16 protein-coding genes, 3 tRNA genes and 2 pseudogenes are annotated in these 19,728 nt (G+C 65.8%); 7 read left to right on the top strand and 14 right to left on the bottom strand.

Annotation, left to right across the window (positions count from 1 at the left end):
* Nucleotides 1–5 precede the first annotated feature (5 nt).
* Nucleotides 6–1,397: a sigma-54 dependent transcriptional regulator gene (locus HWX39_RS23030; RefSeq protein ID WP_175970123.1), complete on the top strand. Its 1,392-nt coding sequence runs from the start codon at nt 6–8 to the stop codon at nt 1,395–1,397.
* Nucleotides 1,398–1,451: 54 nt separating this feature from the next.
* Nucleotides 1,452–2,153, top strand: a complete 702-nt coding sequence (locus HWX39_RS23025) for a DUF2968 domain-containing protein (RefSeq protein ID WP_175970122.1) — start codon at nt 1,452–1,454, stop codon at nt 2,151–2,153.
* Between the two features lie 77 nt (nt 2,154–2,230).
* On the opposite strand, the gene hfq is transcribed toward HWX39_RS23025, so the two are convergent.
* Entirely contained in the window at nt 2,231–2,782 is a 552-nt protein-coding gene (gene hfq, locus HWX39_RS23020; RefSeq protein ID WP_175970179.1) for an RNA chaperone Hfq, read from the bottom strand.
* A gap of 295 nt (nt 2,783–3,077) precedes the next feature.
* On the opposite strand from hfq, the gene HWX39_RS23015 reads away from it, so the two are divergent.
* Complete coding sequence (locus HWX39_RS23015) at nt 3,078–3,359, top strand: PXPV repeat protein (RefSeq protein ID WP_175970121.1); 282 nt, start codon at nt 3,078–3,080, stop codon at nt 3,357–3,359.
* Nucleotides 3,360–3,386: 27 nt separating this feature from the next.
* On the opposite strand, the gene HWX39_RS23010 is transcribed toward HWX39_RS23015, so the two are convergent.
* From HWX39_RS23010 to HWX39_RS22995, 4 genes are all read right to left on the bottom strand, one after another.
* Nucleotides 3,387–4,304: a DUF1571 domain-containing protein gene (locus tag HWX39_RS23010; protein ID WP_175970120.1), complete on the bottom strand. Its 918-nt coding sequence runs from the start codon at nt 4,302–4,304 to the stop codon at nt 3,387–3,389.
* A 29-nt stretch (nt 4,305–4,333) separates the two neighbouring features.
* Nucleotides 4,334–6,088: an AMP-binding protein gene (locus tag HWX39_RS23005; RefSeq protein ID WP_175970119.1), complete on the bottom strand. Its 1,755-nt coding sequence runs from the start codon at nt 6,086–6,088 to the stop codon at nt 4,334–4,336.
* Nucleotides 6,089–6,244: 156 nt separating this feature from the next.
* The gene (locus tag HWX39_RS23000; RefSeq protein WP_175970118.1) at nt 6,245–7,066 is read right to left on the bottom strand and encodes a TetR/AcrR family transcriptional regulator; all 822 of its coding nucleotides are present in this window, start codon (nt 7,064–7,066) and stop codon (nt 6,245–6,247) included.
* A gap of 214 nt (nt 7,067–7,280) precedes the next feature.
* A complete protein-coding gene (locus HWX39_RS22995) occupies nt 7,281–8,501 on the bottom strand; it encodes an MFS transporter (RefSeq protein WP_175970117.1) in 1,221 nt (406 codons plus the stop codon).
* Nucleotides 8,502–8,781: 280 nt separating this feature from the next.
* Here HWX39_RS22995 and HWX39_RS22990 point away from each other — a divergent pair, with 280 nt between their 5' ends.
* From HWX39_RS22990 to HWX39_RS22980, 3 genes are all read left to right on the top strand, one after another.
* Nucleotides 8,782–9,324: a GNAT family N-acetyltransferase gene (locus HWX39_RS22990; protein ID WP_175970116.1), complete on the top strand. Its 543-nt coding sequence runs from the start codon at nt 8,782–8,784 to the stop codon at nt 9,322–9,324.
* Nucleotides 9,325–9,452: 128 nt separating this feature from the next.
* Nucleotides 9,453–10,079 carry a ParB-like protein gene (locus HWX39_RS22985; RefSeq protein ID WP_175970115.1) on the top strand — a complete coding sequence of 209 codons (627 nt, stop codon included), beginning with the start codon at nt 9,453–9,455 and terminating at the stop codon, nt 10,077–10,079.
* A 7-nt stretch (nt 10,080–10,086) separates the two neighbouring features.
* Complete coding sequence (locus tag HWX39_RS22980) at nt 10,087–11,817, top strand: SulP family inorganic anion transporter (RefSeq protein ID WP_175970114.1); 1,731 nt, start codon at nt 10,087–10,089, stop codon at nt 11,815–11,817.
* A gap of 22 nt (nt 11,818–11,839) precedes the next feature.
* On the opposite strand, the gene HWX39_RS22975 is transcribed toward HWX39_RS22980, so the two are convergent.
* The 8 genes and pseudogenes from HWX39_RS22975 to HWX39_RS36380 form a co-directional block, all read right to left on the bottom strand.
* The gene (locus HWX39_RS22975; RefSeq protein ID WP_175970178.1) at nt 11,840–12,775 is read right to left on the bottom strand and encodes a carbohydrate kinase; all 936 of its coding nucleotides are present in this window, start codon (nt 12,773–12,775) and stop codon (nt 11,840–11,842) included.
* A 131-nt stretch (nt 12,776–12,906) separates the two neighbouring features.
* Nucleotides 12,907–13,851, bottom strand: coding sequence for an ABC transporter substrate-binding protein (locus HWX39_RS22970; RefSeq protein WP_175970113.1), 945 nt, complete (start codon nt 13,849–13,851; stop codon nt 12,907–12,909).
* Nucleotides 13,852–13,933: 82 nt separating this feature from the next.
* Nucleotides 13,934–14,971 carry a ribose ABC transporter permease gene (locus HWX39_RS22965; protein ID WP_175970112.1) on the bottom strand — a complete coding sequence of 346 codons (1,038 nt, stop codon included), beginning with the start codon at nt 14,969–14,971 and terminating at the stop codon, nt 13,934–13,936.
* A gap of 37 nt (nt 14,972–15,008) precedes the next feature.
* Nucleotides 15,009–16,562, bottom strand: coding sequence for a sugar ABC transporter ATP-binding protein (locus tag HWX39_RS22960; RefSeq protein WP_175970111.1), 1,554 nt, complete (start codon nt 16,560–16,562; stop codon nt 15,009–15,011).
* On the bottom strand, nt 16,549–17,796 hold the full coding sequence (locus tag HWX39_RS22955; RefSeq protein ID WP_175970110.1) for an ROK family protein: 1,248 nt from the start codon (nt 17,794–17,796) through the stop codon (nt 16,549–16,551). Before HWX39_RS22955 ends, HWX39_RS22960 begins: the two co-directional genes overlap by 14 nt.
* Nucleotides 17,797–18,149: 353 nt before the next feature.
* Nucleotides 18,150–18,236, bottom strand: a tRNA-Leu gene (locus tag HWX39_RS22950).
* Nucleotides 18,237–18,646: 410 nt separating this feature from the next.
* Nucleotides 18,647–18,733, bottom strand: a tRNA-Leu gene (locus tag HWX39_RS22945).
* 116 nt (nt 18,734–18,849) lie between these two features.
* Nucleotides 18,850–19,116, bottom strand: a pseudogene (locus tag HWX39_RS36380) (aliphatic sulfonate ABC transporter substrate-binding protein); the annotation flags it as partial.
* 16 nt (nt 19,117–19,132) lie between these two features.
* Between HWX39_RS36380 and HWX39_RS22940 the strand changes: the two are divergent.
* Nucleotides 19,133–19,523, top strand: a pseudogene (locus tag HWX39_RS22940) (MarR family transcriptional regulator).
* Between the two features lie 68 nt (nt 19,524–19,591).
* Here the strand turns inward: HWX39_RS22940 and HWX39_RS22935 are convergent.
* Nucleotides 19,592–19,678: transfer RNA gene (locus HWX39_RS22935), tRNA-Leu, on the bottom strand.
* Between the last annotated feature and the right edge of the window lie 50 nt (nt 19,679–19,728).

Genomic DNA, 19,728 nt, shown 5'->3' with positions numbered 1-19,728 from the left:
GAATCATGAGAACCACGCCCGCAATCGAAGAGCTCGACCTGTACGTCTGGGAAGGCAAGGCGGACATTGTCGACCGTGTCGCCCGGTGCATGGCGAGCTTCGACGTCGAAGTGATCCGTGCCGACAACGCGGAAGTCTCGCCCGAGCGCGCCGCATTGCGGCCATCGCTGGCGATCATCAGCGTGTCGATGATCGAGACCGGCGCGGCATTCCTGCGCGACTGGCAGGCCAACATCGGCATGCCGGTCGTCTGGGTCGGCGCGGCGCGCGATCACGACGCGTCGCAGTATCCGCCCGAGTATTCGCATATCCTGCCGCTCGACTTCACCTGCGCCGAACTGCGCGGCATGATCGGCAAGCTCGTCACGCAGCTGCGTGCGCATACGGCCGAAACGTCGCAACCGTCCGAACTCGTCGCGCACTCGGAATCGATGCAGGCGCTCCTGCACGAAGTCGATACGTTCGCCGACTGCGACACCAACGTGCTGCTGCACGGCGAAACCGGCGTCGGCAAGGAGCGCATCGCGCAACTGCTGCACGACAAGCACTCGCGCTATCGGCACGGCGAATTCGTGCCGGTGAACTGCGGCGCGATTCCCGATGGCCTGTTCGAATCGCTGTTCTTCGGTCATGCGAAGGGATCGTTCACGGGCGCGGTTGTTGCGCATAAAGGCTATTTCGAGCAGGCGGGCGGCGGCACGCTGTTCCTCGACGAAGTCGGCGATCTGCCGCTGTACCAGCAGGTCAAGCTGCTGCGCGTGCTCGAGGATGGCGCGGTACTGCGCGTCGGTGCGACGACGCCGGTCAAGGTCGATTTCCGCCTGGTCGCGGCAAGCAACAAGAAGCTGCCTCAACTCGTGAAGGATGGCCTGTTCCGCGCCGACCTCTACTACCGGCTCGCGGTGATCGAGCTGAACATTCCGTCGCTGGAAGAGCGCGGCGCCGTCGACAAGATCGCGCTGTTCAAGTCGTTCGTCGCGCAGGTCGTCGGCGAGGAGCGGCTCGCTCAGTTGTCCGATCTGCCGTACTGGCTGACGGATTCGGTCGCGGACAGCTATTTTCCCGGCAACGTGCGTGAACTGCGCAACCTCGCCGAGCGTGTCGGCGTGACGGTGCGACAGACGGGCGGGTGGGATGCCGCGCGGCTGCAGCGGCTGATCGCGCACGCGCGCAATTCGGCGCAGCCGGTACCGGCGGAGAGCGCGGCCGAGGTCTTCGTCGACCGCAGCAAGTGGGACATGAACGAGCGCAACCGCGTCATCGCGGCGCTCGACGCAAACGGCTGGCGGCGTCAGGATACGGCGCAGCAGCTTGGCATCAGCCGCAAGGTACTGTGGGAAAAAATGCGCAAGTATCAGATCTTCGACGAGGAGCCCGAGACCCGCGAAAGTGAGTAATTAATGAGATAAAATCGCGCTGAATTACAACGACTCGGGCGGGAATAGAACTTCATGAGCCATATGACGGGGTTGGGAAGGGCGTGCGTGTTGCTCGCCGTGGTGGGAGGCATCCAGGGCGCATACGCGCAAAGTCTGGCCGACAGCGGTTCGCCGGCCGTACAGCAGGCGTCGGCGCCGGTGGCGGCGATTCCGGTGATCGATTCGCAGACGTCGGTGCAGCCGCAGGCGGGCGAGTCGACGGGGCCGAGCACGGTCGATGAGTTGCAGCGCCAGATCCAGGCGCACACGCTGACGGAAATGCGCACGAGCTACAACGGCAGCTACGGCGCGAGCCTGCTGTTCAACGTGAAGGACGGTACGTACTTCGTCGCGTTGTTCCAGCAGAAGGCGTTTTGGCGCGTCATCAAGACTTACGACGAAACGCGTGCGGAAGCGATCTATCGCGATTTCTCGCGCCAGGCGGAGCGGCTGGCCGTGAACGAACTGCGGGCAGCGAAGCTGGAATCGCAGAAGGCGCAAATGGACAAGCAGATCGAAGTCACGCAGGATCGCGCGCGGCGTCTGCAGGCCGATATCTCGATCGCACGGCAGCAGCAGGCCGCGGTCGCGGATCGCCAGAAGAGCGTACGCAACGAGACGGCCGCATTGCAGGCGCAGCAGGCCGAGCTTCAATCGCAACTGCGCGCGTTGCAGCAGCAGGTGCGTTCGTTGCAGCGTGAGGCCGACGCGGGCCTGCCGACGACGGCGCGCTGAACCCGGCGGCGGTGCGGCGACATGCCGCGCCGGCCGCACAAGTAAGAAGGGCAAGCCGGTTGGCTTGCCCTTTTGCTTTACTGGCCGTCCGGCACGATTCGCCGGCGGCGCGTCACGATGACCGGCCCGGTGCCGCCGCGGGAGTCCGACGGCGATGCGTTGCCGGATGCGTCGCCGGTGTCGCGCGGCGCGCCGTAGTTTTCGCGCGGTTCACGGGGTTCGCGCGGGGCGCCGTAGCCTTCGCGCGGCTCACGCGAGCCGTAACCCTCGCGCGGTTCGCGCGAGCCGTAGCCGCCGTCGCCGCGCGATTCACGCGGGCCGCCGTGCGAGCCGTACGGGCTGTGACCGCCGCCTTCACGGCCGCCGGGGCGCCCGCCGGTACGCGGCCCGCGGGGGCCGCTGCCGCCCGGGCGCGAGCCGCCCGTGTCGAGCTGGATCGTGGAAATCGCGCGCTTGTAGATGCCTTGCAGACCCACGGGGGTGCGCAGCATCACCAGGTACTGGTCGAACGACTCGATACACCCCGTCAGACGAATGCCGTTGACGAGATAGATTTCAACGCGCTTACGTTCCTTGCGCGCCGAATTGATGAAGTCGTTTTGCGGATGGGATTCTGCGGGATTGGCCATTGAGGTGCGGCAGGAGCCTGCGTCAGAGAATATGTTGTGCGTGTGTGTGGCGTGTTCGTCCACAAGGTGTTTGGCGGGATTCTACCCTGTTCGATCGGGGAGCGCGAAATCGTGATTGTGTCGAACCGTAACCCACTATAGACGTTCCGGCGCATTTTCGCGATTCGGCCAAACGGCTAATGCCATTTCGTTAGGCCGCGTTACGACTCTCGCAGTGCCGTATCACCTGGGTCTACGCGCGGCGCTTACATTGGCCGCGCGAGCCGGGCGGGCCGGCATATCAGGAATTCGGAACATGAACAAGAGACGATGGGCAGCATGGGGCGGCGGCGTGGGGTTGCTGGCTTCCGGCAGTGCGATGGCGGGGCATGTCGACCTGTCGGTCGGCATCGGCGTTCCGGTCGCACCGGTCTATGTCGAGCCGGCGCCGGTCTATGTAGCGCCGCAGCCGGCCATGGTCGCCTATCCGGGCTACGGATACGACTACTACGGCGATGACGACGATCGCTACCGGAAGTGGCGCAAGCACGATTACAAGGTGTGGCACCGGCACCATGGCGACGATGATGACGATTGAGCCCGAGGTCGGCCCTGCCGGCGCGCATCAGAACGCGTAGTCAGGGTTTTTCGGGTCGAATGCGGTGTCGTCGAGCGTCGCTGGCGCGATTTTCTCGATGACGATCCGCTCGAAGATCTTGCCGTCGTTGTCATAGGACTCGACGGTCCGGAAATAGGGCGCGTGCAGATCGAGCCCCAGGACTTCCTTCTTCGCGTAGAACTGCGGCCGGCCGGTCGGCGTTTCGTAGGTGAGCGCAACGACCCGCACGCCGTTGATTGTCCTGGCGTCAACATCGGTCGGCCGTTGCACGCCGGCTTCCACGTATTTTTTCCCTTCGGTCAGGTACAGGTTCGTGATGAACTCGGTGCCGAGATCCTTCACCTGGTGATTCGACTGGGCGCGCGCGAGTGCGCCGTCGATTGCCGTCCACAGCGGAATCTTGCCGAGCAGGCCGCCGAGGTGGCCGTACATCTCGTCCTTGCGCTGCGTCGTGTCGTAGATGGTCTCCTGTCCGGCATGCGCGCCGCCCGGCAGCCATTTCGCATAGACGCGCAGTGGCTCGCGGGTGGTCTTCACGAGCATGCGGTCGGGTGTCTCGGACCATTTTCCGTTGATGCGCTCCTGGCGCACCATCGTGAACTGGTAGGACGGATAGCCGTTTGGGCCGTTACGGATATAGAGGGGTACTGCGAGCGGATCGAGTGCCTTGAAGAGCGCGGTGAGCGTCGCGTCGTCGAGCTGCGCGAGCGTGCCGCGCTGCGCGGCCGTGCGCAGCCAGCGCGCCTGCTGCGCGACCGGCTCGCGCGTGACTTTCGCGAGTTCCAACGGCAGTGTGACACCCGCTGCCGCACTCGCGGCGTCGGCCGTTTCCTGTGCATGCAGGCCTGCCTGTACGAGCGACAACAGGCAGGCGACGGCCACGGCGGCGGCATGCCGTGCGTGGCGCTTCTTTCCTTCGTTCATCGACGGCGTCTCCGGAGGCGATGGATCGTTCAGCCTTGCTTCGCGGCCTTGATTTTGGCGAGTTCCTCGTCGCGCAACGCGCGGCGCAGGATCTTGCCGACGTTGGTCTGCGGCAACGCGTCGCGGAATTCGACGAATTTCGGCATCTTGTAGCCGGTCAGGTTCTTGCGGCAGTGCGCGAGCACGTCGTCGACCGTCAACGACGGATCGCGGCGCACGACGAACACCTTGATCCGTTCGCCCTGTACCTCGTCGGGAATGCCGATCGCCGCGGCTTCGCTGATGCCCGGATGCATCACGAGCACTTCCTCGATTTCGTTCGGATACACGTTGAAGCCCGACACGAGGATCATGTCCTTCTTGCGGTCGATCAGGCGAATGAAGCCGCGTTCGTCCATCACGCCGATGTCGCCGGTGCTGAGCCAGCCGTCGGCGTCGATCACCTTGGCCGTCTCGTCGGGGCGCTGCCAGTAGCCGCGCATCACCTGCGGGCCGTGCACGCACAGCTCGCCTGGTTCGCCGATGGGCGCCCAGGTGCCGTCCTCGCGACGAAAGCGCACGACGGTGGACGGCGCGGGCAGGCCGATCGAACCGCTGAACGCGGCCATGTCGTTCAGGTCAACGGGGTTCATCGTGACGATCGGCGAGCATTCGGTCAGGCCGTAGCCTTCGACGACCGGCCGGCCCGTCACCTGCTGGAAGCGCTCGGCGACTGCGCGCTGCATCGCCATCCCGCCGGCCATTGCGAGCTTCAGCTTCGAGAAATCCCGCTTGCGGAATTCTTCGTTGTCGAGGAACGCGTTGTACAGCGTGTTGATGCCGGTGATCCCGGTGAACGTCTCGTTGCGGATGATCTTCATCACCATCGTCATGTCGCGCGGGTTGGCGATCAGGATGTTGCGCCCGCCGAGTCCCATGAAGATGAATGCGTTCACCGTCAGCGAATAGATGTGATACAGCGGCAGCGGCGTGAGCACGGTTTCGACGTCGCCGGATACCTGGTCGGCGATCCAGGCCTTCGCTTGCAGCAGGTTCGCAATCAGGTTGCCGTGCGTGAGCATCGCGCCTTTCGCGACGCCGGTCGTGCCGCCCGTGTATTGCAGGAACGCGAGGTCGTCGCGCGTGATCTGCACGGGCTGCGGCTTGCCGCGCGCGCCGAGCGCGAGGGCGGAGCGCAGCCGGACGGCCTGCGGCAGGTGGTAGGCCGGCACGAGCTTCTTCACGTGCTTCAGCACGAAATTGATCAGGCGTCCTTTCGCATTGAAGCCGTCGGCGAGCAGGTCGCCGAGCGCGGTGACGACGATGTTCTTCACCTGCGTTTCCGGCAGCGCGTCCTGCAGCGTGCGCGCGAAATTCTCGAACACGACGATCGTCTGCGCGCCGCTGTCCTTCAGCTGATGCGCGAGTTCGCGCACGGTGTAGAGCGGATTGACGTTGACGACGATCGCGCCGGCTTTCAACGTGCCGAACAGCGCGACCGGGTACTGGAACGTGTTCGGCAGCATGATCGCGACGCGGTCGCCGGGCTTGACGCCGATGCTTTGCAGGTACGACGCGAACGCGTCGACCTTCTGCGCGAGCGTGCGATAGGTCATCGATGCGCCTGCGCTCACGTAGGCGACGCGCTCGGCGAAGCGGCTCGTGCATTCGTCGAAGAACTGCACGAGCGATGCGTATTGCGTGACGTCGATGTCGTGCGGGACGCCGGGCGGGTATGACGCGTACCAGATGCCGTCGGTGTTCGGCGGAACCTGGGCCGCTGCGGTTGCTGCGGAAGATGACATGACGAGTCTCCGTTCTTTGCTCTCGGCGAGGGCGGACGTTTCAGCGCCGGCCCTTGCCCTGTGCCGCACGGTCGATCGACGGGGCGCCTCGACGCCCCGCACGACCGCGCGTTTCAATCAAATCGTGAACAGGTAGCCGCGCGTGGCCTCGCGCGCTCAGTTCGTGGAATGCAGCGTCGTCGCATCGACGGCGGTCGCGGCCGACTGCGGCAGCCCGAACGCTTCGCTCGCGCCCGCGTCGTCGAGCACGGCCGCGAAGATCGACAGTTGCGCACTGTCGGGCATCGGCGCTTTCAGCGCGGCGACGATCAGCGACGACAGTCGCGCGATCATCTGCACGTCGTTCATCGTGCGGCCTTGCGAGAACTCGTCGATCAGGCTTTCCGTTTCAGCGCCCGCGAGCGCGCCGGACAGCGCGCCGATCGCGAAGTGCAGACGCCAGCCGAGCTCCGTGCGCGGCAGGTGCGGCAATGCGCGCTGGAACGCATCGAAGAAGCGGCCCGCGACGCTTGCGTAGTGCGCGGTCAGGAAGTTGCGCACGAACGGCGACGGATCGGTGTACGCACGGCCGATCAGCCGCAGGAACCCGGGCCCGCCGCGCTCGGGATCGCGCGACGCCTTCAGCGCGGGAATGAACATCGCGCCGAGCACGTGCTCGCAGGTGATGTGCGTGCCGAGCTGCGCATCGAAGCGGTCGAGGATGCCCAGGCGCTCCTGGTTGAGCTGGTCGAGCCGGCGCGACAGCATCGCGTGGATCAGCGCTTCCTTGCTGCCGAAGTGGTAGTTGACCGCGGCGAGGTTGACCGCCGCGCGCGACGTAATCTGGCGCATCGACATCGCCTCGAAGCCATGCTCGATGAACAGGTCCTCGGCCGCATCGAGGATGCGCGCCTTCGTCCCGCCGTTCTGCCGCGTGCCGGATGACCGTGCCCCGGACGGCCGTCCCGCGGATGGCCGTCCCTCCTGACTTACTGCCATGTCCCGCCTCCCATGCCGGTCGCCCGGCCGCGAACTGGTGATTTTTTGTCTGATTCAAACAGTCGTTTTTATTAAGATAAAAAATCGCGGACGGAGCGGGCAAGCAGGGAATCTGGACAAATTCCTCTAGTTCGATGTGCGAATGCGGAAAGTATCGTGCGTGCCCTCGACCGGACGGGGCACGCGCGATGATGCGGTGCGGCAATGCGCGGGTTCAGGCGACCGTGCTACGCGTATTGACCGATTGCGTCATGTCGATGCCGCGCCGCTCGCGGCTGAACAGGATCAGCACGGCGATCACGACGGCAACGATGCCGGCCACGAGCGCGAGTGCGAAGCTGTAGTTGTTGTGGTTCGAAACGGCGAGCGACGCCTGCATCGTCGCGTTGCCCGACGCGAGCAGGTTGCCGAGCTGATAGACGACGCCGGGGAAGGTCGCGCGGATCTCGTCGGGCGAGATCTCGTTCAGGTGAACCGGGATCACGCCCCACGCACCCTGCACCGAGATCTGCATCAGGAACGCGCCAGCGGCGAGGGCAACCGGGCCGCTCGAGAACGCCCACAGCGGCAGCACGGGCAGGGCGATCAACGCGGCGATGAAGATGGCCCGACGTCGGCCGATCCGCTCCGAGATCGTGCCGAACGACAGGCCGCCGACGATGGCGCCGATGTTCAGCACGATCGTGATCCACGACACGGTATGCGGATCGAAGTGATGCTGTTCGCGCAGGAACGTCGGATAGAGATCCTGCGTGCCGTGCGAAAAGAAGTTGAACGCGGTCATCAGCACGATCGCGTAGATCGTGAGCTTCCAGTTCTGCTGCAACGTGGCGCCAAGGCTCGGGCGCTGGCGCTTCTCCATCTGTTTCCACGCCGGCGATTCGGGCACGTGAGCACGCACGTACAGCACGAGCAGCGCGGGCAGCACGCCGACCATGAACATCCCGCGCCAGCCGATGTACTGGTAGAACAGGCCGAACACGACGGACGCGAGCAGGTAGCCGCTCGGATAGCCGGCCTGCAGCAGCCCCGACACGAAGCCGCGCGCATGGGTCGGGACGGTTTCCATCGTCAGTGCCGAGCCGACACCCCATTCGCCGCCCATCGCGACGCCGAACAACGCGCGCAGCACGAGCAGCGCGGTCAGGCTCGGCGCGAAACCCGATGCGAGTTCGAGCAGCGAGTAGCACGCGATGTTGACCATCAGCGTCGGGCGGCGGCCGAAGCGATCGGCGAGCCGGCCGAAGATCAGTGCGCCGAGCGGGCGCATCGCGAGCGTCAGTGTGAGCGCGAACGCGACGGCGGGAATTGTCGACCCGAATTCGGCGGCGATGTCCTTCAGCACGAAGACCATCAGGAAGAAATCGAACGCATCGAGTGTCCAGCCGAGGTAGGCGGCGATCGTGACGTTGCGTTGTTCGCGGGTCCAGCTCATGTCCGAGTTCTCCTCGTTGGCTTGCGCGCCCTTGATGTGCATGCGGATGCCGGCCGGCTTGCGCGCGGTGCGGGGGCATGGATCGAGTGTAGGCCGCGACGCCGGACGAGGTGGGGCGCGATAACGTCGAATCAGGAATAATCCCTAGGAAATGAACTGTTTCGGAATGGGAAACGCCGTCGCACGAAACAGGCGGCACGCGTCTGTATCATTCTGGAAAGCTGTTTGTATCTGTTGTGTAATGTGCCCTATGCGCATCGTCACCGAATCAGGAGTCCCGATGACCGAACGTTCCGCCGCGACGCTGCCCGTGCTCGAAACTGCCCGGCTGTGGCTGCGTCCGCGTGTGCTGGCCGACCTCGATGCGTGCGTGGCGATGGATCGCGATCCCGAAGTCACGCGGCACATCGCGGGCCCGTGGCACGATCCCGTCGAGCATCGGCGCTTCGTCACGCACCGGATCACGCGCGACTATCCGCCGGGCCTCGGCTACTGGTCGATCTTCGAGAAGGCCGCGCCCGATGCGTTCATCGGCTGGATCCTGCTGATTCCCGACTATGCGGGCGGCGCACGCGACGTCGAGATCGGCTGGCGGCTGGTGCGGGCGGCATGGGGGCGTGGGATCGCGAGCGAAGCGGCGGCGGCGGTCGTGCGCCACGCCTTCGACACCGTGCATCTGCCACGCGTGATCGCCGATATCGCGGAGGCCAACAGCGGCTCGCTGAATGTCGCGCGCAAGCTCGGGATGCGTCGCGTGAGCGTCGTGCACGATGGTATTCCTTACATTCGACATCGTCTCGAACGCAACGATCTGCGTGCGTAGCGCGGCGCCGCACGGGCGTAGGCGGTTGTCAGAGATCGTTAACCGGATGCGTATCGAGGTCATGACGTATTAACGGCTCGCAGGATCAGGAGTATCGTTGCCGGAATTTCGCAACATGGGGTACGACCATGACGCTCGGCAACGATGTTCACCTGATTCCCGTCAAGCTGGAAGAACTGCGTCCCACGCAGATGACGGTCGGCTATCGCGAAGTCAAGGCGAAGCGCAAGCACTGGAAGGCGCTCAGCAAGCGCGCGCGCAAGACCGCGATCGAATCGCACTGGTTCCCGACGGTGCTCGGCCCGGATGGGCTGCACTACATCACCGATCACCACCACCTCGGCCTCGCGCTGATCGAGGAGGGCGAGGCACGCGTGAACGCGATGCTGCTGAAGGATCTGTCGTGGCTCGACCACACGATCTTCTGGCGGATGATGGAGCACAACCAGTGGGTGCATCCGTTCGGCGCGGACGGCACTCGCCGTGACTACGCGAATCTGCCGAAGGCGCTGACGGGGCTCGTGGACGATCCGTACCGCAGCCTCGCCGGCGAGCTGCGCACGGCGGGCGGCTATGCGAAGGACGCGACGCCGTTCAGCGAATTCCTGTGGGCCGACTACCTGCGCCAGCACGTGTCGCTCGACCAGATCCGCAAGAACTTTGCGAAGGCGCTCGACATCGCACTGCATCGCGCGCATGAGCAGGACGCACGCTATCTCCCTGGCTGGTCAGGCGTCATCGCCGTCAAGCCCTGACCCGCTCATGACGACCGCCCCGATCCGCCCCGACGCCGGCCCGCAGCATGCCGACCATTTCGCCGCGCTCGACGCGGCCTCGCCGCCGCCCACGCGACGCATCGGCCTCGATGCGCTGGCCGGCCTGTCGATCGCGGGCCTGCTGATCCCCGAGGCGGTCGCGTACGCGGGGCTGGCGAACCTGCCGCCGCAGGCCGGTCTCATCGCATTGCTGTCGGGGCTCGTCGTCTATGCGCTTACCGGCAGCAGCCGCTTCGCGATCGTGTCGTCGACGTCCTCGTCGGCCGCCGTGCTCGCGGCGACCGTGCTGGCGGAGTCGGGGATGGCGCTCGCCGCGCAGCTCGCGCTCGCGGCGGCGCTCGTCGCGATGACGGGCGTGCTGTTCATCCTGGCCGGTGCCGCGCGCCTCGGCGGCATGTCGGACTTCGTCGCGCGGCCGGTGCTGCGCGGCTTCACGTTCGGCCTTGCGCTGACGATCGTCATCAAGCAGTTGCCGAAGATTCTCGCGATCTCCGTGCAGCACAGCGATGCGCCGCATGTCGCGCTCGACCTGATCACCGGCGCGCCGCATGCGAATCTCGCGAGCGCCGTGCTCGGTGCGATCGCACTGGCGTTGCTGTTCGCGCTCGGGCGGAGCTCGCGCGTGCCCGCGACGCTCGTCGTGATCGTGCTGTCGATTGCGGCCGGCTATGCGATCGACTGGCAGCGATACGGGATCGCGATCGTCGGCCATATCGATTTCAAGCATCTCGAGTTCGGCCTGCCGACCCTCGACCGCAATGCGTGGATGCAGACCATCGAGCTTGCGTTCGCGCTGATGCTGATCCTGTACGCGGAATCGTACGGATCGATCCGCAACTTCGCGCTGAAGCATGGCGACAGCGTATCGCCGAACCGCGACCTCGTCGCGCTCGGCTGCGCGAATCTCGTGTCGGGCCTGCTGCACGGGATGCCGGTCGGCGCCGGCTATTCGGCGACCTCGGCGAACGAAGCGGCCGGCGCGCAATCGCGCTTTGCCGGCCTGTGGGCGGCGGGCGTGGTTGCGCTGATCGTCTTGCTGCTGCTGCCGCAGCTCGCGCGCACGCCGGAGCCCGTGCTCGCGGCGATCGTGATCTTCGCGGTCAGCCACTCGCTGCATCCGTCGGTATTCCGGCCGTACTGGGCCTGGCATCGCGACCGGCTCGTCGTGATCGCCGCGCTGCTCGCGGTGCTCGTGCTCGGCGTGCTGCACGGGTTGCTCGCGGCCATCGGCGTGAGCCTGCTGCTGACGCTGCGCAAGCTGTCCGAGCCGAACGTCAGCGTGCTAGGCAGGTTGCGCGACAGTCATGATTTCGTCGACGTGGCGAGCCATGCCGACGCGAAGCCGGTGCCGGGCGTGCTGATCGTGCGACCCGAGGCGCAACTGTTCTTCGCGAATGCGGACCGGATGCTGAACCGTGTGCGTGCATTGATGAAGGCCGCGCCGGACGCGCATACCGTGATGCTGAGCCTCGAGGAAACGCCGGATATCGACAGCACGACGATCGAATCGTTGCGCACGTTCGCGGCCGAATGCACGGCGCGCGGGTTGCGGCTCGCGATCGTGCGGCTCAAGGTGCACGCGCTGCACGCGTTGCGCCGCGCGGCCGACGATACGCTGCGCGACGACGCAATGTCGGAACTGAGCGTCGACGAGAGCCTGCAACTGCTGCAGGCCGGGATGCCGGCGGACGGTGGCGCCGGCACGACCGCCGGGTGACGGGGCGGCGCGCCGGCGCGTGCTATTGGGAAACGACGACGTCGGCGGAGCGATCGATCATGCTGGTCACTTCGGCTGCCGTCGGCGCATAGGCGCCGGCATGCGCACAGGCGACCGCCGCGCACGCGGCTGCGTAGCGCAGGTGTTCGGCGGCTGATGCATCGGGACGCGTGAGCTGGCTGGCGAGCCAGCCGCCGATGCTCGCATCGCCGCAGCCGACGGTGTCGGCCACTTCGGTCGGGAACGCGGGCTGGAACAGCACGGTGTTGCGATGCAGAAGCTGCATGCCGGATGCGCCGCGCGTGACGAGCATCGTCGCGTCGGGCGCCCACGTACGCAGTTGCGCGAGCGCGGTGGCTTCATCGAGTTCGGGAAACAGCCCGCGCAGATCCTCGTCGGAGACCTTGATCCAGTCGGCGAGCCCGGCCAGCCGGCGCAGCGTGTCGCGATACGACGGCGCGGCCATCGGCGCACGAAAGTTCGGGTCGAACGAGATCCGCTTGCCGGCCGCCCGCGCAGCTTGCGCAACTTCAATCAGGCGCGATGCGAGCGGCTCGCGCACGACACCGAGTGAACCGATGTGCACGATCTCGGTCGCGTCGAGTGCGCCGGCGGGCAGGTCCGCCGGATCGAACGCGAGATCGGCGCTGTTCTCGCCGATGAAGAAGTAGTGGGGCGGCTGCTTCGACACGATCATCGCGAGCAGCGGCGCGCGATCGACCTGCCGCATGAAGCGCAGGTCGAGCCCGGCGTCGGCGCTCTTGCGCATCAGCTCGTCGCCGAAGGTGTCGCGGCTGACCGTGCCGGCGAAAGCCGTCGGCACGCCGAGTCGCGCACCGACACGCGCGACGTTCCAGCACGAGCCGCCGGCGACGCTGTGCCAGTGCTGCGCGTCGTCGCGGATGAAATCGGTCAATGCTTCGCCGAATACGATCAGGCGGGGAAACGTCGTCGTCATGTCGAAACCTTGTGCCGCGGCGTTGTGCGCGGCCATGCAGCGATTGATCTGAAAAGGCGGGCAGTGCGGGCCGTCGCACGTTGCGATGCGGCCCGGCACTGCCCGGTTGCGCGGGTGAACGGGCGGCGCGATCAGCGCGGCGCGCTCCAGCCCTTGTAGGTCTTCACGTTGTCGCGCGTGATGAGCGTCGGTTCGATCAGGATCATCGGGTTGGCCGGCTTCTGGCCGTTCATGATGCCGTAGCCGACGTTGACTGCCTGCTGCGCCATCGCCCACGGATCCTGGCTCGACGACGCCTGCACGAGCGTATTCGACTTGAGCGCGACCTCGATGTCGGGCGCGCCGTCGACCGACGTGATCACGATGCCCGGGCGGTTCAGCTGTTTCGCGGCGAGATCGCTGCCGATCGCCTGCGGGTCGTTGATCGTGAATACCGCATCGAGCTTCGGAAAACGCGTCAGGTAGCCCTGCATCGCATTCATCCCGCCTTCACGCGAGCCCTTGCCGTCCTGGTCGCTCGACAGCACCTTGATGCCGGCGCTTTTCGCGAGCACGGTCTTGCAGCCGTTGACGCGATCGATCACGGCCGACACTTGCGGGCCGTTCTCGATGATCACGTTGCCCTTGCCGTTGAGTTTCTTCGCGATGTAGTCGCATGCCAGCTCGCCGGCCTTCACGTTGTTGGTCTGCACGGTCGCGTTCGCGCCGGCGGCCGCGACGTCGACCGCAACGACCGTGATGCCGGCCGCCTGCGCCTTCTTCACCGCCGGCTCGATCGCCTTCGGATCGGTTGCGTTGAGCAGGATTATGTCGACTTGCGCGGAGATGAAGTTGTCGATCTGCGTGAACTGCTTGTTCAGGTCATAGTCGGCCGACACGGCCGTGACCTTCGCATTCGGGTTGATCTGTTTGGCGCGCGCCTCGGCGCCCTTGACGATCGTGACGAAGTACGGGTTGCCGAGCGACCCGACCGTGACGCCGATCGATTTGAGCGGCTTGTCGGCCGCGTGCGCGACGGAAGCGCCGAAGGCGAGTGCGCAGGCGACGGCGGTGAGGGCGGCTTTGTGCTTGAACATGTCGTTGTGTCTCCGTGAAGTTGCTTGTCGAGCGGGCGCAGGGATCGGTCTGCGCCGCAAGGTTGAATGAATGGAAAGGCGCTCAGGTACGCGCCGAATCGCGCTGGCGGTAGCGGTCGAGCGCGACGGCGCCGATGATTACGAGCCCCTTGATGATGTACTGCCAGATGTCGGACACGCCGAGCAGCACGAGGCCGTTCGTCAGCACCGCGATGATCAGCGCACCGATCAACGTGCCGACGATCGAGCCGACGCCGCCGACGAAGCTGGTGCCGCCGAGGATCACCGCGGCGATCGCGTCGAGTTCGTACGACTGGCCGAGCTGCAGGCCATTGGCCGCGTAGAGCCGCGCGGCCGACATCACCGCACCGAGGCCGGCGAGCAGGCCCGACGCCGCATAAACGAACATCTGGATCGCGCGCACGTTGATGCCTGACAGGCGGGCGGCTTCCGGATTGCCGCCGACCGAATAGATGCGCATTCCGAGCACCGTGCGGCGCAGGATGAACCACGAAATCGCGATCACCGCGCACGCGATCACGACGAGCCACGGCACGCCGAGGATCGTGCCGTTGCCGATGAACGCGAACGGCAACTGCGGATTGAACACGGTCGTGTCGTTGCCGATCAGGCGCGCGACGCCGCGCACGGCCGTCATCGCGCCGAGCGTGACGATGAACGGCGGCAGGCGCAGGAACGAGATCAGGCCGCCGTTGATCGCGCCGAACACGAGGCCGACGAGGAGCGCGAACGGCACGCCGAGCCAGCCCCAGCCCGGGATGGTCGACGCGAGCAGCGCCGCGACGGCGGCGGCAGCGAGCACCGAGCCGACCGACAGGTCGATGCCGCCCGTCAGGATCACGAAGGTCATGCCGGCGGCGAGCACGATGTTGATCGACGCCTGCTGCGTGACGATCGACAGGTTCTGCAGCGTGAAGAAACCGTCGGTCAGGAAGCCGAAGCCGATGCACAGTACGAGCAGCACCGGCAGCATCCCGGCGGTGCGGATCAGCGACTGCATGCGGGCGCGGTGATCGGCGCCGCGCATCAGGGGCGTACGGTTGGCGACCGGATGGGCCGTCGCGGAAGCGAGGTTCCGCTGCTTGGTCGGGTTGATCATTTCGGTAACCTGATTGTAAGAAAGAAATGAATTGAGCTCAGTGCGCGTCGGCGAGTTCGGCCTGCGAGCCGGTGGCGAGCGCGATGATGGCTTCCTGCGTGATGGGCGTCGGCGTGTAGCCGCCGAGTTCGCCCGCGATCTCGCCCTCGCGCATCACGAGCACGCGATCGGCGACACCGATGATCTCCGGCAGTTCGCTCGAGATCACGATCACACCGACGCCGGCGCGGGCCAGTTCGTTGATGATCCGGTAGATCTCGGATTTCGCGCCGATGTCGACGCCGCGGGTCGGTTCGTCGAGGATCAACACGCGCGGCTTCGTCTCGAGCAGCCGCGACAGCAGCACCTTCTGCTGGTTGCCGCCGGACAGCGCGCCGACGTTGACGTTCGCGTGGGGAACGCGGATCGACAGCGATGCGATGGCGTCGCGCGCGCGTTCGGCGCCGCGCGCGAGGTCGAGTGCGCCGAGCCGCGCATCGCGGTTGCAGACTGAGATGTTGATGTTGTCGCGCACGCTCATGTCGAGGAACAGGCCCTGGCGCTTGCGATCTTCGGTCAGGTAGACGAGGCCGGCATCGATCGCGTCGCGCGGCGAGTGCGCGCCGAACGTGCGCTCGCCCACCTTCACATCGCCGCGCACGCGCGGCTCGGCCCCGAAGATCAGTCGTGCGAGTTCGGTGCGGCCTGCGCCGACGAGCCCCGCGATGCCAAGCACTTCGCCGGCGTGCAGGTCGAGGCTGCAGCCGCGCACACGCGAGCCGTCGGCGATGTCGCGTACCGACAGCAGCAGGTGGCCGGGGTCGTACGGCGCATGTTCCTTCTTGTAGAAGCCGGAGATGTCGCGGCCGACCATCATGGCGACGAGACGCTCGGCTGACAGCGACGCGCGTTCGAGCGTGCCGACGTACGTGCCGTCGCGCAGCACCGACACCCGGTCGGACAGTTCGTAGATCTCCGCCATCCGGTGGCTGATGTAGATGATCGCGAGACCCTCCTCGCGCAACTGGCGGATCAGCCGGAACAGGTGCTCGGTTTCGCGCGACGACAGCGGCGTGGTCGGCTCGTCCATCACGAGAATGCGCGCACGGGTGTGCACGGCGCGCGCGATCTCGACGAGCTGCTGCTCCGCGATCGACAGCGTATCGACAAGCGTGTCGGGCCCGAACGATGCGCCCAGGCGCGCGAGCACGTCCTCACAGCCGCGCGCCATCGCCGCGCGGTCGATCGTGCCCCAGCGCCGGTTGCCGCGCCGCAGTTCGCGGCCGATATAGATGTTTTCCGCGACGGTCAGATTCGGCGACAGGCACAGTTCCTGGTAGATCACCGCGACGCCCGCATCGCGCGCGGCAAGCGGGCCGTCGATGTCGATGCGGGCGCCGTCGATCAGGATCTCGCCGCCGGCGTCGGCGCGGTATGCGCCCGACAGGATTTTCATCAGCGTCGATTTGCCCGCGCCGTTTTCGCCCATCAGCGAATGGATCTCGCCCGGATAGACGGTCAGGCTGACGTTGTCGAGCGCGCGCACGGCCGGGAACGTCTTGCTGATCCCGCGCATCTCGAGCAGCGGGCGGGGCGACTCAGATCGCGACATGGTTGACCTCCTGCGAGTCGGTGCGGGCGCCCTTGAGAATGCCGGCCCGCGGGGAGAAGTTGAAGAACATCGGCAGCGTGGCCGCGCCGATCGCACCGGCGTCGGCGCCGAACGTGCCGCGTACGAGTACCGGCGTGCCGCGCGCTTCGGGCGCGGTGGCCACGAGCGCTGCACGCAGGCGCGTCGTGACCGCGTCGAGCAGGCCGGCGTCGGTATCGGCGTCGAGCACGACCACCGGCGCATCGATCACGCATAGCATCGCGCGCAGTGCGGGTGCCAGCGCGTCGACGCAATCGTCGATCCATTCGTCGACGGCTGGCAGGCCGCGGGCGATGCACGCTTCGAGATCGGCCCGGTTGTCGACCGTCTCGCCGTGATGGCGCAGGTGGCGCACCAGCGCATGCAGCGATGCGCGCGCGAGCAGGATGTCCCACGGGCCGCGCGGCGGCGGCGCGGAAGCCAGCCGGCTCGGCGGCACGGGAATCACGGCGATGTCGCCCGCATTGCCGGTCACGCCGCGCAGGCAGTCGCCATCGATCGCGATGCCGCCGCCGATTGCCGGCCCGATGAACAGGTAGACGAAGTCGTCGCACTGCCGGCCGTATCCGTAGAACAGTTCGGCGATCGCGGCCGCGTTGCCGTCGTTTTCGCCGAAGACGGGCAGCGATTGCGTGCGACCGAGGTCGGCCGCGAAATCGACGTCTTCCCACGCGCGGAACGTGTCGGGTGCGAGGCCGAGTTCGCGCATCCAGGCGCCGAGGTTGTAGGGCTGAGCGACGCCGATGCCGGTCAGGCGCGCGCGCTCGTGGTCGGGGAGCAGGGCCTGCATGGCGTCGATGTCGTGGCGGACAATCTCGAGCACGTTGGCGGGCGGCGGCAGCAGCGTGTCGTGCGAGCGTCGGCCGAGCACGTCGCCCGCGAAGTTGACGAGTGCCGTTTCGATGCGCATGCGGTCGAGATGGACGCCGATGCCGAACGCGCCGCGCGGATCGAGGCGGATCAGCGAGGCCGGCTGGCCGCGCTGGCCTTCGGTGCGGCCCGCGAATTCGATCAGCTTCGCGCTGGCGAGCGACGTGATGATGCTGCCGACCGCCGTTCCCGTCATGTTCGCAAGGCGGGCGAGGTCAGCCTTCGACGCGCTGCCCGCGCGCCGCAGCGTCTTCAGCAGCAGGCGCTCGTTGTAACGGCGCACGTTGGCCGAGTTGCTTCCCTGGCCGAAGTGCGGGCTTCTCATGGCGTCTCCTTCCATGGTGCGCCGTTCGGCGGCGCATTAAATAAATCACGTTGATTTATTTAACCGCGTGAGCGGCGGTATGTCAGCCTAGGGAAATCCCGGTTTGTGGTGGAGGCGGGGATGCTGGTGCGGGGTGTCCGGAATCGGGGATGGGCGCGGAGATCGAGAAAATCCGGCCCAGGGTGGCTTGTGGCGTGGTCCGAACCCGGGCAATGGGTTGTCGCCGGGTTTGCCGCGTGCCGTTACGGTTCGCTGGCGCTGGCCGCGCAAACCGAAGTGACCGGTTTGCTTTCGGGATGGGGCGGCCGGAAATGAAAAAAGGCCGGCTAGAAGCCGACCTTTTTAAATACAGATGGTGCCCAGGAGAGGACTCGAACCTCCACGATGTTGCCACCGCTAGGACCTGAACCTAGTGCGTCTACCAATTCCGCCACCTGGGCACGTTTTGCAGTAGTTGCTTGCTGCAAAGAAGCGAAATTATAGCGCGTATTGCTTGGCTGTCAACAGAATTTGAGGTCACGAACGAAAATAATTTGGCAGGCTTGTTCGGGGCATCGGGCGGGGCGCGCACACGTCGCGGTCGCCGACGTGCATCGTCGAATTTGTGATTCCGGTTGTGCACGCGGACACATCAATACCGCGGTCGGGAATGAAAAGAGATCGACTGGAAGCAGGCCGCTTTTGAAAGCAGATGGTGGTCAGGAGGGGAGGGTTCGGTCACGCATGCGCGCCCCTGGTTTCACTCGCAGGCGCAGCCTTTCGAGACCTCGTGCGAAGCGAGCAGGCGCTTTGCTTCCTGGGCCGGAAATGAAAAAAGGCCGGCTAGAAGCCGACCTTTTTAGAAAACAGATGGTGCCCAGGAGAGGACTCGAACCTCCACGATGTTGCCACCGCTAGGACCTGAACCTAGTGCGTCTACCAATTCCGCCACCTGGGCACGTTTCGCTTATTTCTGCAGTGCGAAGACCGCTATTATAGCGTGTTGGCAGAGTCTGTCAACACAATTTCACTCAAGGCGATAAAAATTATTGCCCCTTGCGCGACGGATTCTCGCGCGCCCGGTGGATCAACGCGTTTCGCGGGGAAATTCCAGCGCTGGGCCCCTGGCTCGTGTCGACGCGGGCCGGCAGCAGTCCGGCGGTGGCGAACGTGTCGGCGATCTTCTGCTGCTCGCCAAAGTTTCGCGCGACTACTGCGCGGACGACGTAACTGCGGCGCGCGTTCGTCGTCGCCTCGAGCCCGCAGATCGGCGCTCGCAGCCTCCTGCGGGTGGCCGCGCAGTCATGTGCCCGCCTGCGACAGCTGGTCAAACAGGATCTGAAACCGAGGGGGCGGGGTGTTCGTGCTCGTGAAGGCACGCAATCCGATTACGTCCGAGATGGACGCGGCGTTGAAGGATCTCGATATCAGGGCGCAGCAAATGGGTGTCCTGCTGCCCCTGCGCACCGACAGTGCGGCGACGCCTTTCGAACTACGAAGCTGCTCTGCGTCGACACCGGGCTGATGGCGCGCGTGCTCGACAAACTGGAGGGCAGGGGCTCGTCGAGCGGTCGCGCAGCGTGAGCGATCGGCGGGTAGTGAGCCTCGCGCTGACCGAAGCGGGGCGGGCGGTTGTCGTGCGGACTCCGGAGATTGCGCCGAAGGTGCTCAACGCCCGCTTGCGGAAATTTTCGAAGGCCGAGTTTGACGAACTGTCACGGTTGCTGCACACGTTCATCGGCGAGTAAGCCGAACGCCATTCCTTGGCGCCGGAAATGAAAAAGGCCGGCTAGAAGCCGACCTTTTTAAATACAGATGGTGCCCAGGAGAGGACTCGAACCTCCACGATGTTGCCACCGCTAGGACCTGAACCTAGTGCGTCTACCAATTCCGCCACCTGGGCACGTTTTGCAGTAGTTGCTTGCTGCAAAGAAGCGAAATTATAGCGCCCCA

Source organism: Burkholderia sp. BCC0322, assembly GCF_902833045.1.
Lineage (GTDB): Bacteria > Pseudomonadota > Gammaproteobacteria > Burkholderiales > Burkholderiaceae > Burkholderia.
Note: the sequence above shows the minus strand (reverse complement) of the source record. Positions and strands in the feature narration are given on the sequence as shown.

Coding starts and splice junctions, on each gene's coding strand:
- HWX39_RS23030 (WP_175970123.1), top strand. CDS start 6: ATGAGAACCACGCCCGCAATCGAAGAGCTCGACCTGTACGTCTGGGAA.
- HWX39_RS23025 (WP_175970122.1), top strand. CDS start 1,452: ATGAGCCATATGACGGGGTTGGGAAGGGCGTGCGTGTTGCTCGCCGTG.
- hfq (WP_175970179.1), bottom strand. CDS start 2,782: ATGGCCAATCCCGCAGAATCCCATCCGCAAAACGACTTCATCAATTCG.
- HWX39_RS23015 (WP_175970121.1), top strand. CDS start 3,078: ATGAACAAGAGACGATGGGCAGCATGGGGCGGCGGCGTGGGGTTGCTG.
- HWX39_RS23010 (WP_175970120.1), bottom strand. CDS start 4,304: ATGAACGAAGGAAAGAAGCGCCACGCACGGCATGCCGCCGCCGTGGCC.
- HWX39_RS23005 (WP_175970119.1), bottom strand. CDS start 6,088: ATGTCATCTTCCGCAGCAACCGCAGCGGCCCAGGTTCCGCCGAACACC.
- HWX39_RS23000 (WP_175970118.1), bottom strand. CDS start 7,066: ATGGCAGTAAGTCAGGAGGGACGGCCATCCGCGGGACGGCCGTCCGGG.
- HWX39_RS22995 (WP_175970117.1), bottom strand. CDS start 8,501: ATGAGCTGGACCCGCGAACAACGCAACGTCACGATCGCCGCCTACCTC.
- HWX39_RS22990 (WP_175970116.1), top strand. CDS start 8,782: ATGACCGAACGTTCCGCCGCGACGCTGCCCGTGCTCGAAACTGCCCGG.
- HWX39_RS22985 (WP_175970115.1), top strand. CDS start 9,453: ATGACGCTCGGCAACGATGTTCACCTGATTCCCGTCAAGCTGGAAGAA.
- HWX39_RS22980 (WP_175970114.1), top strand. CDS start 10,087: ATGACGACCGCCCCGATCCGCCCCGACGCCGGCCCGCAGCATGCCGAC.
- HWX39_RS22975 (WP_175970178.1), bottom strand. CDS start 12,775: ATGACGACGACGTTTCCCCGCCTGATCGTATTCGGCGAAGCATTGACC.
- HWX39_RS22970 (WP_175970113.1), bottom strand. CDS start 13,851: ATGTTCAAGCACAAAGCCGCCCTCACCGCCGTCGCCTGCGCACTCGCC.
- HWX39_RS22965 (WP_175970112.1), bottom strand. CDS start 14,971: ATGATCAACCCGACCAAGCAGCGGAACCTCGCTTCCGCGACGGCCCAT.
- HWX39_RS22960 (WP_175970111.1), bottom strand. CDS start 16,562: ATGTCGCGATCTGAGTCGCCCCGCCCGCTGCTCGAGATGCGCGGGATC.
- HWX39_RS22955 (WP_175970110.1), bottom strand. CDS start 17,796: ATGAGAAGCCCGCACTTCGGCCAGGGAAGCAACTCGGCCAACGTGCGC.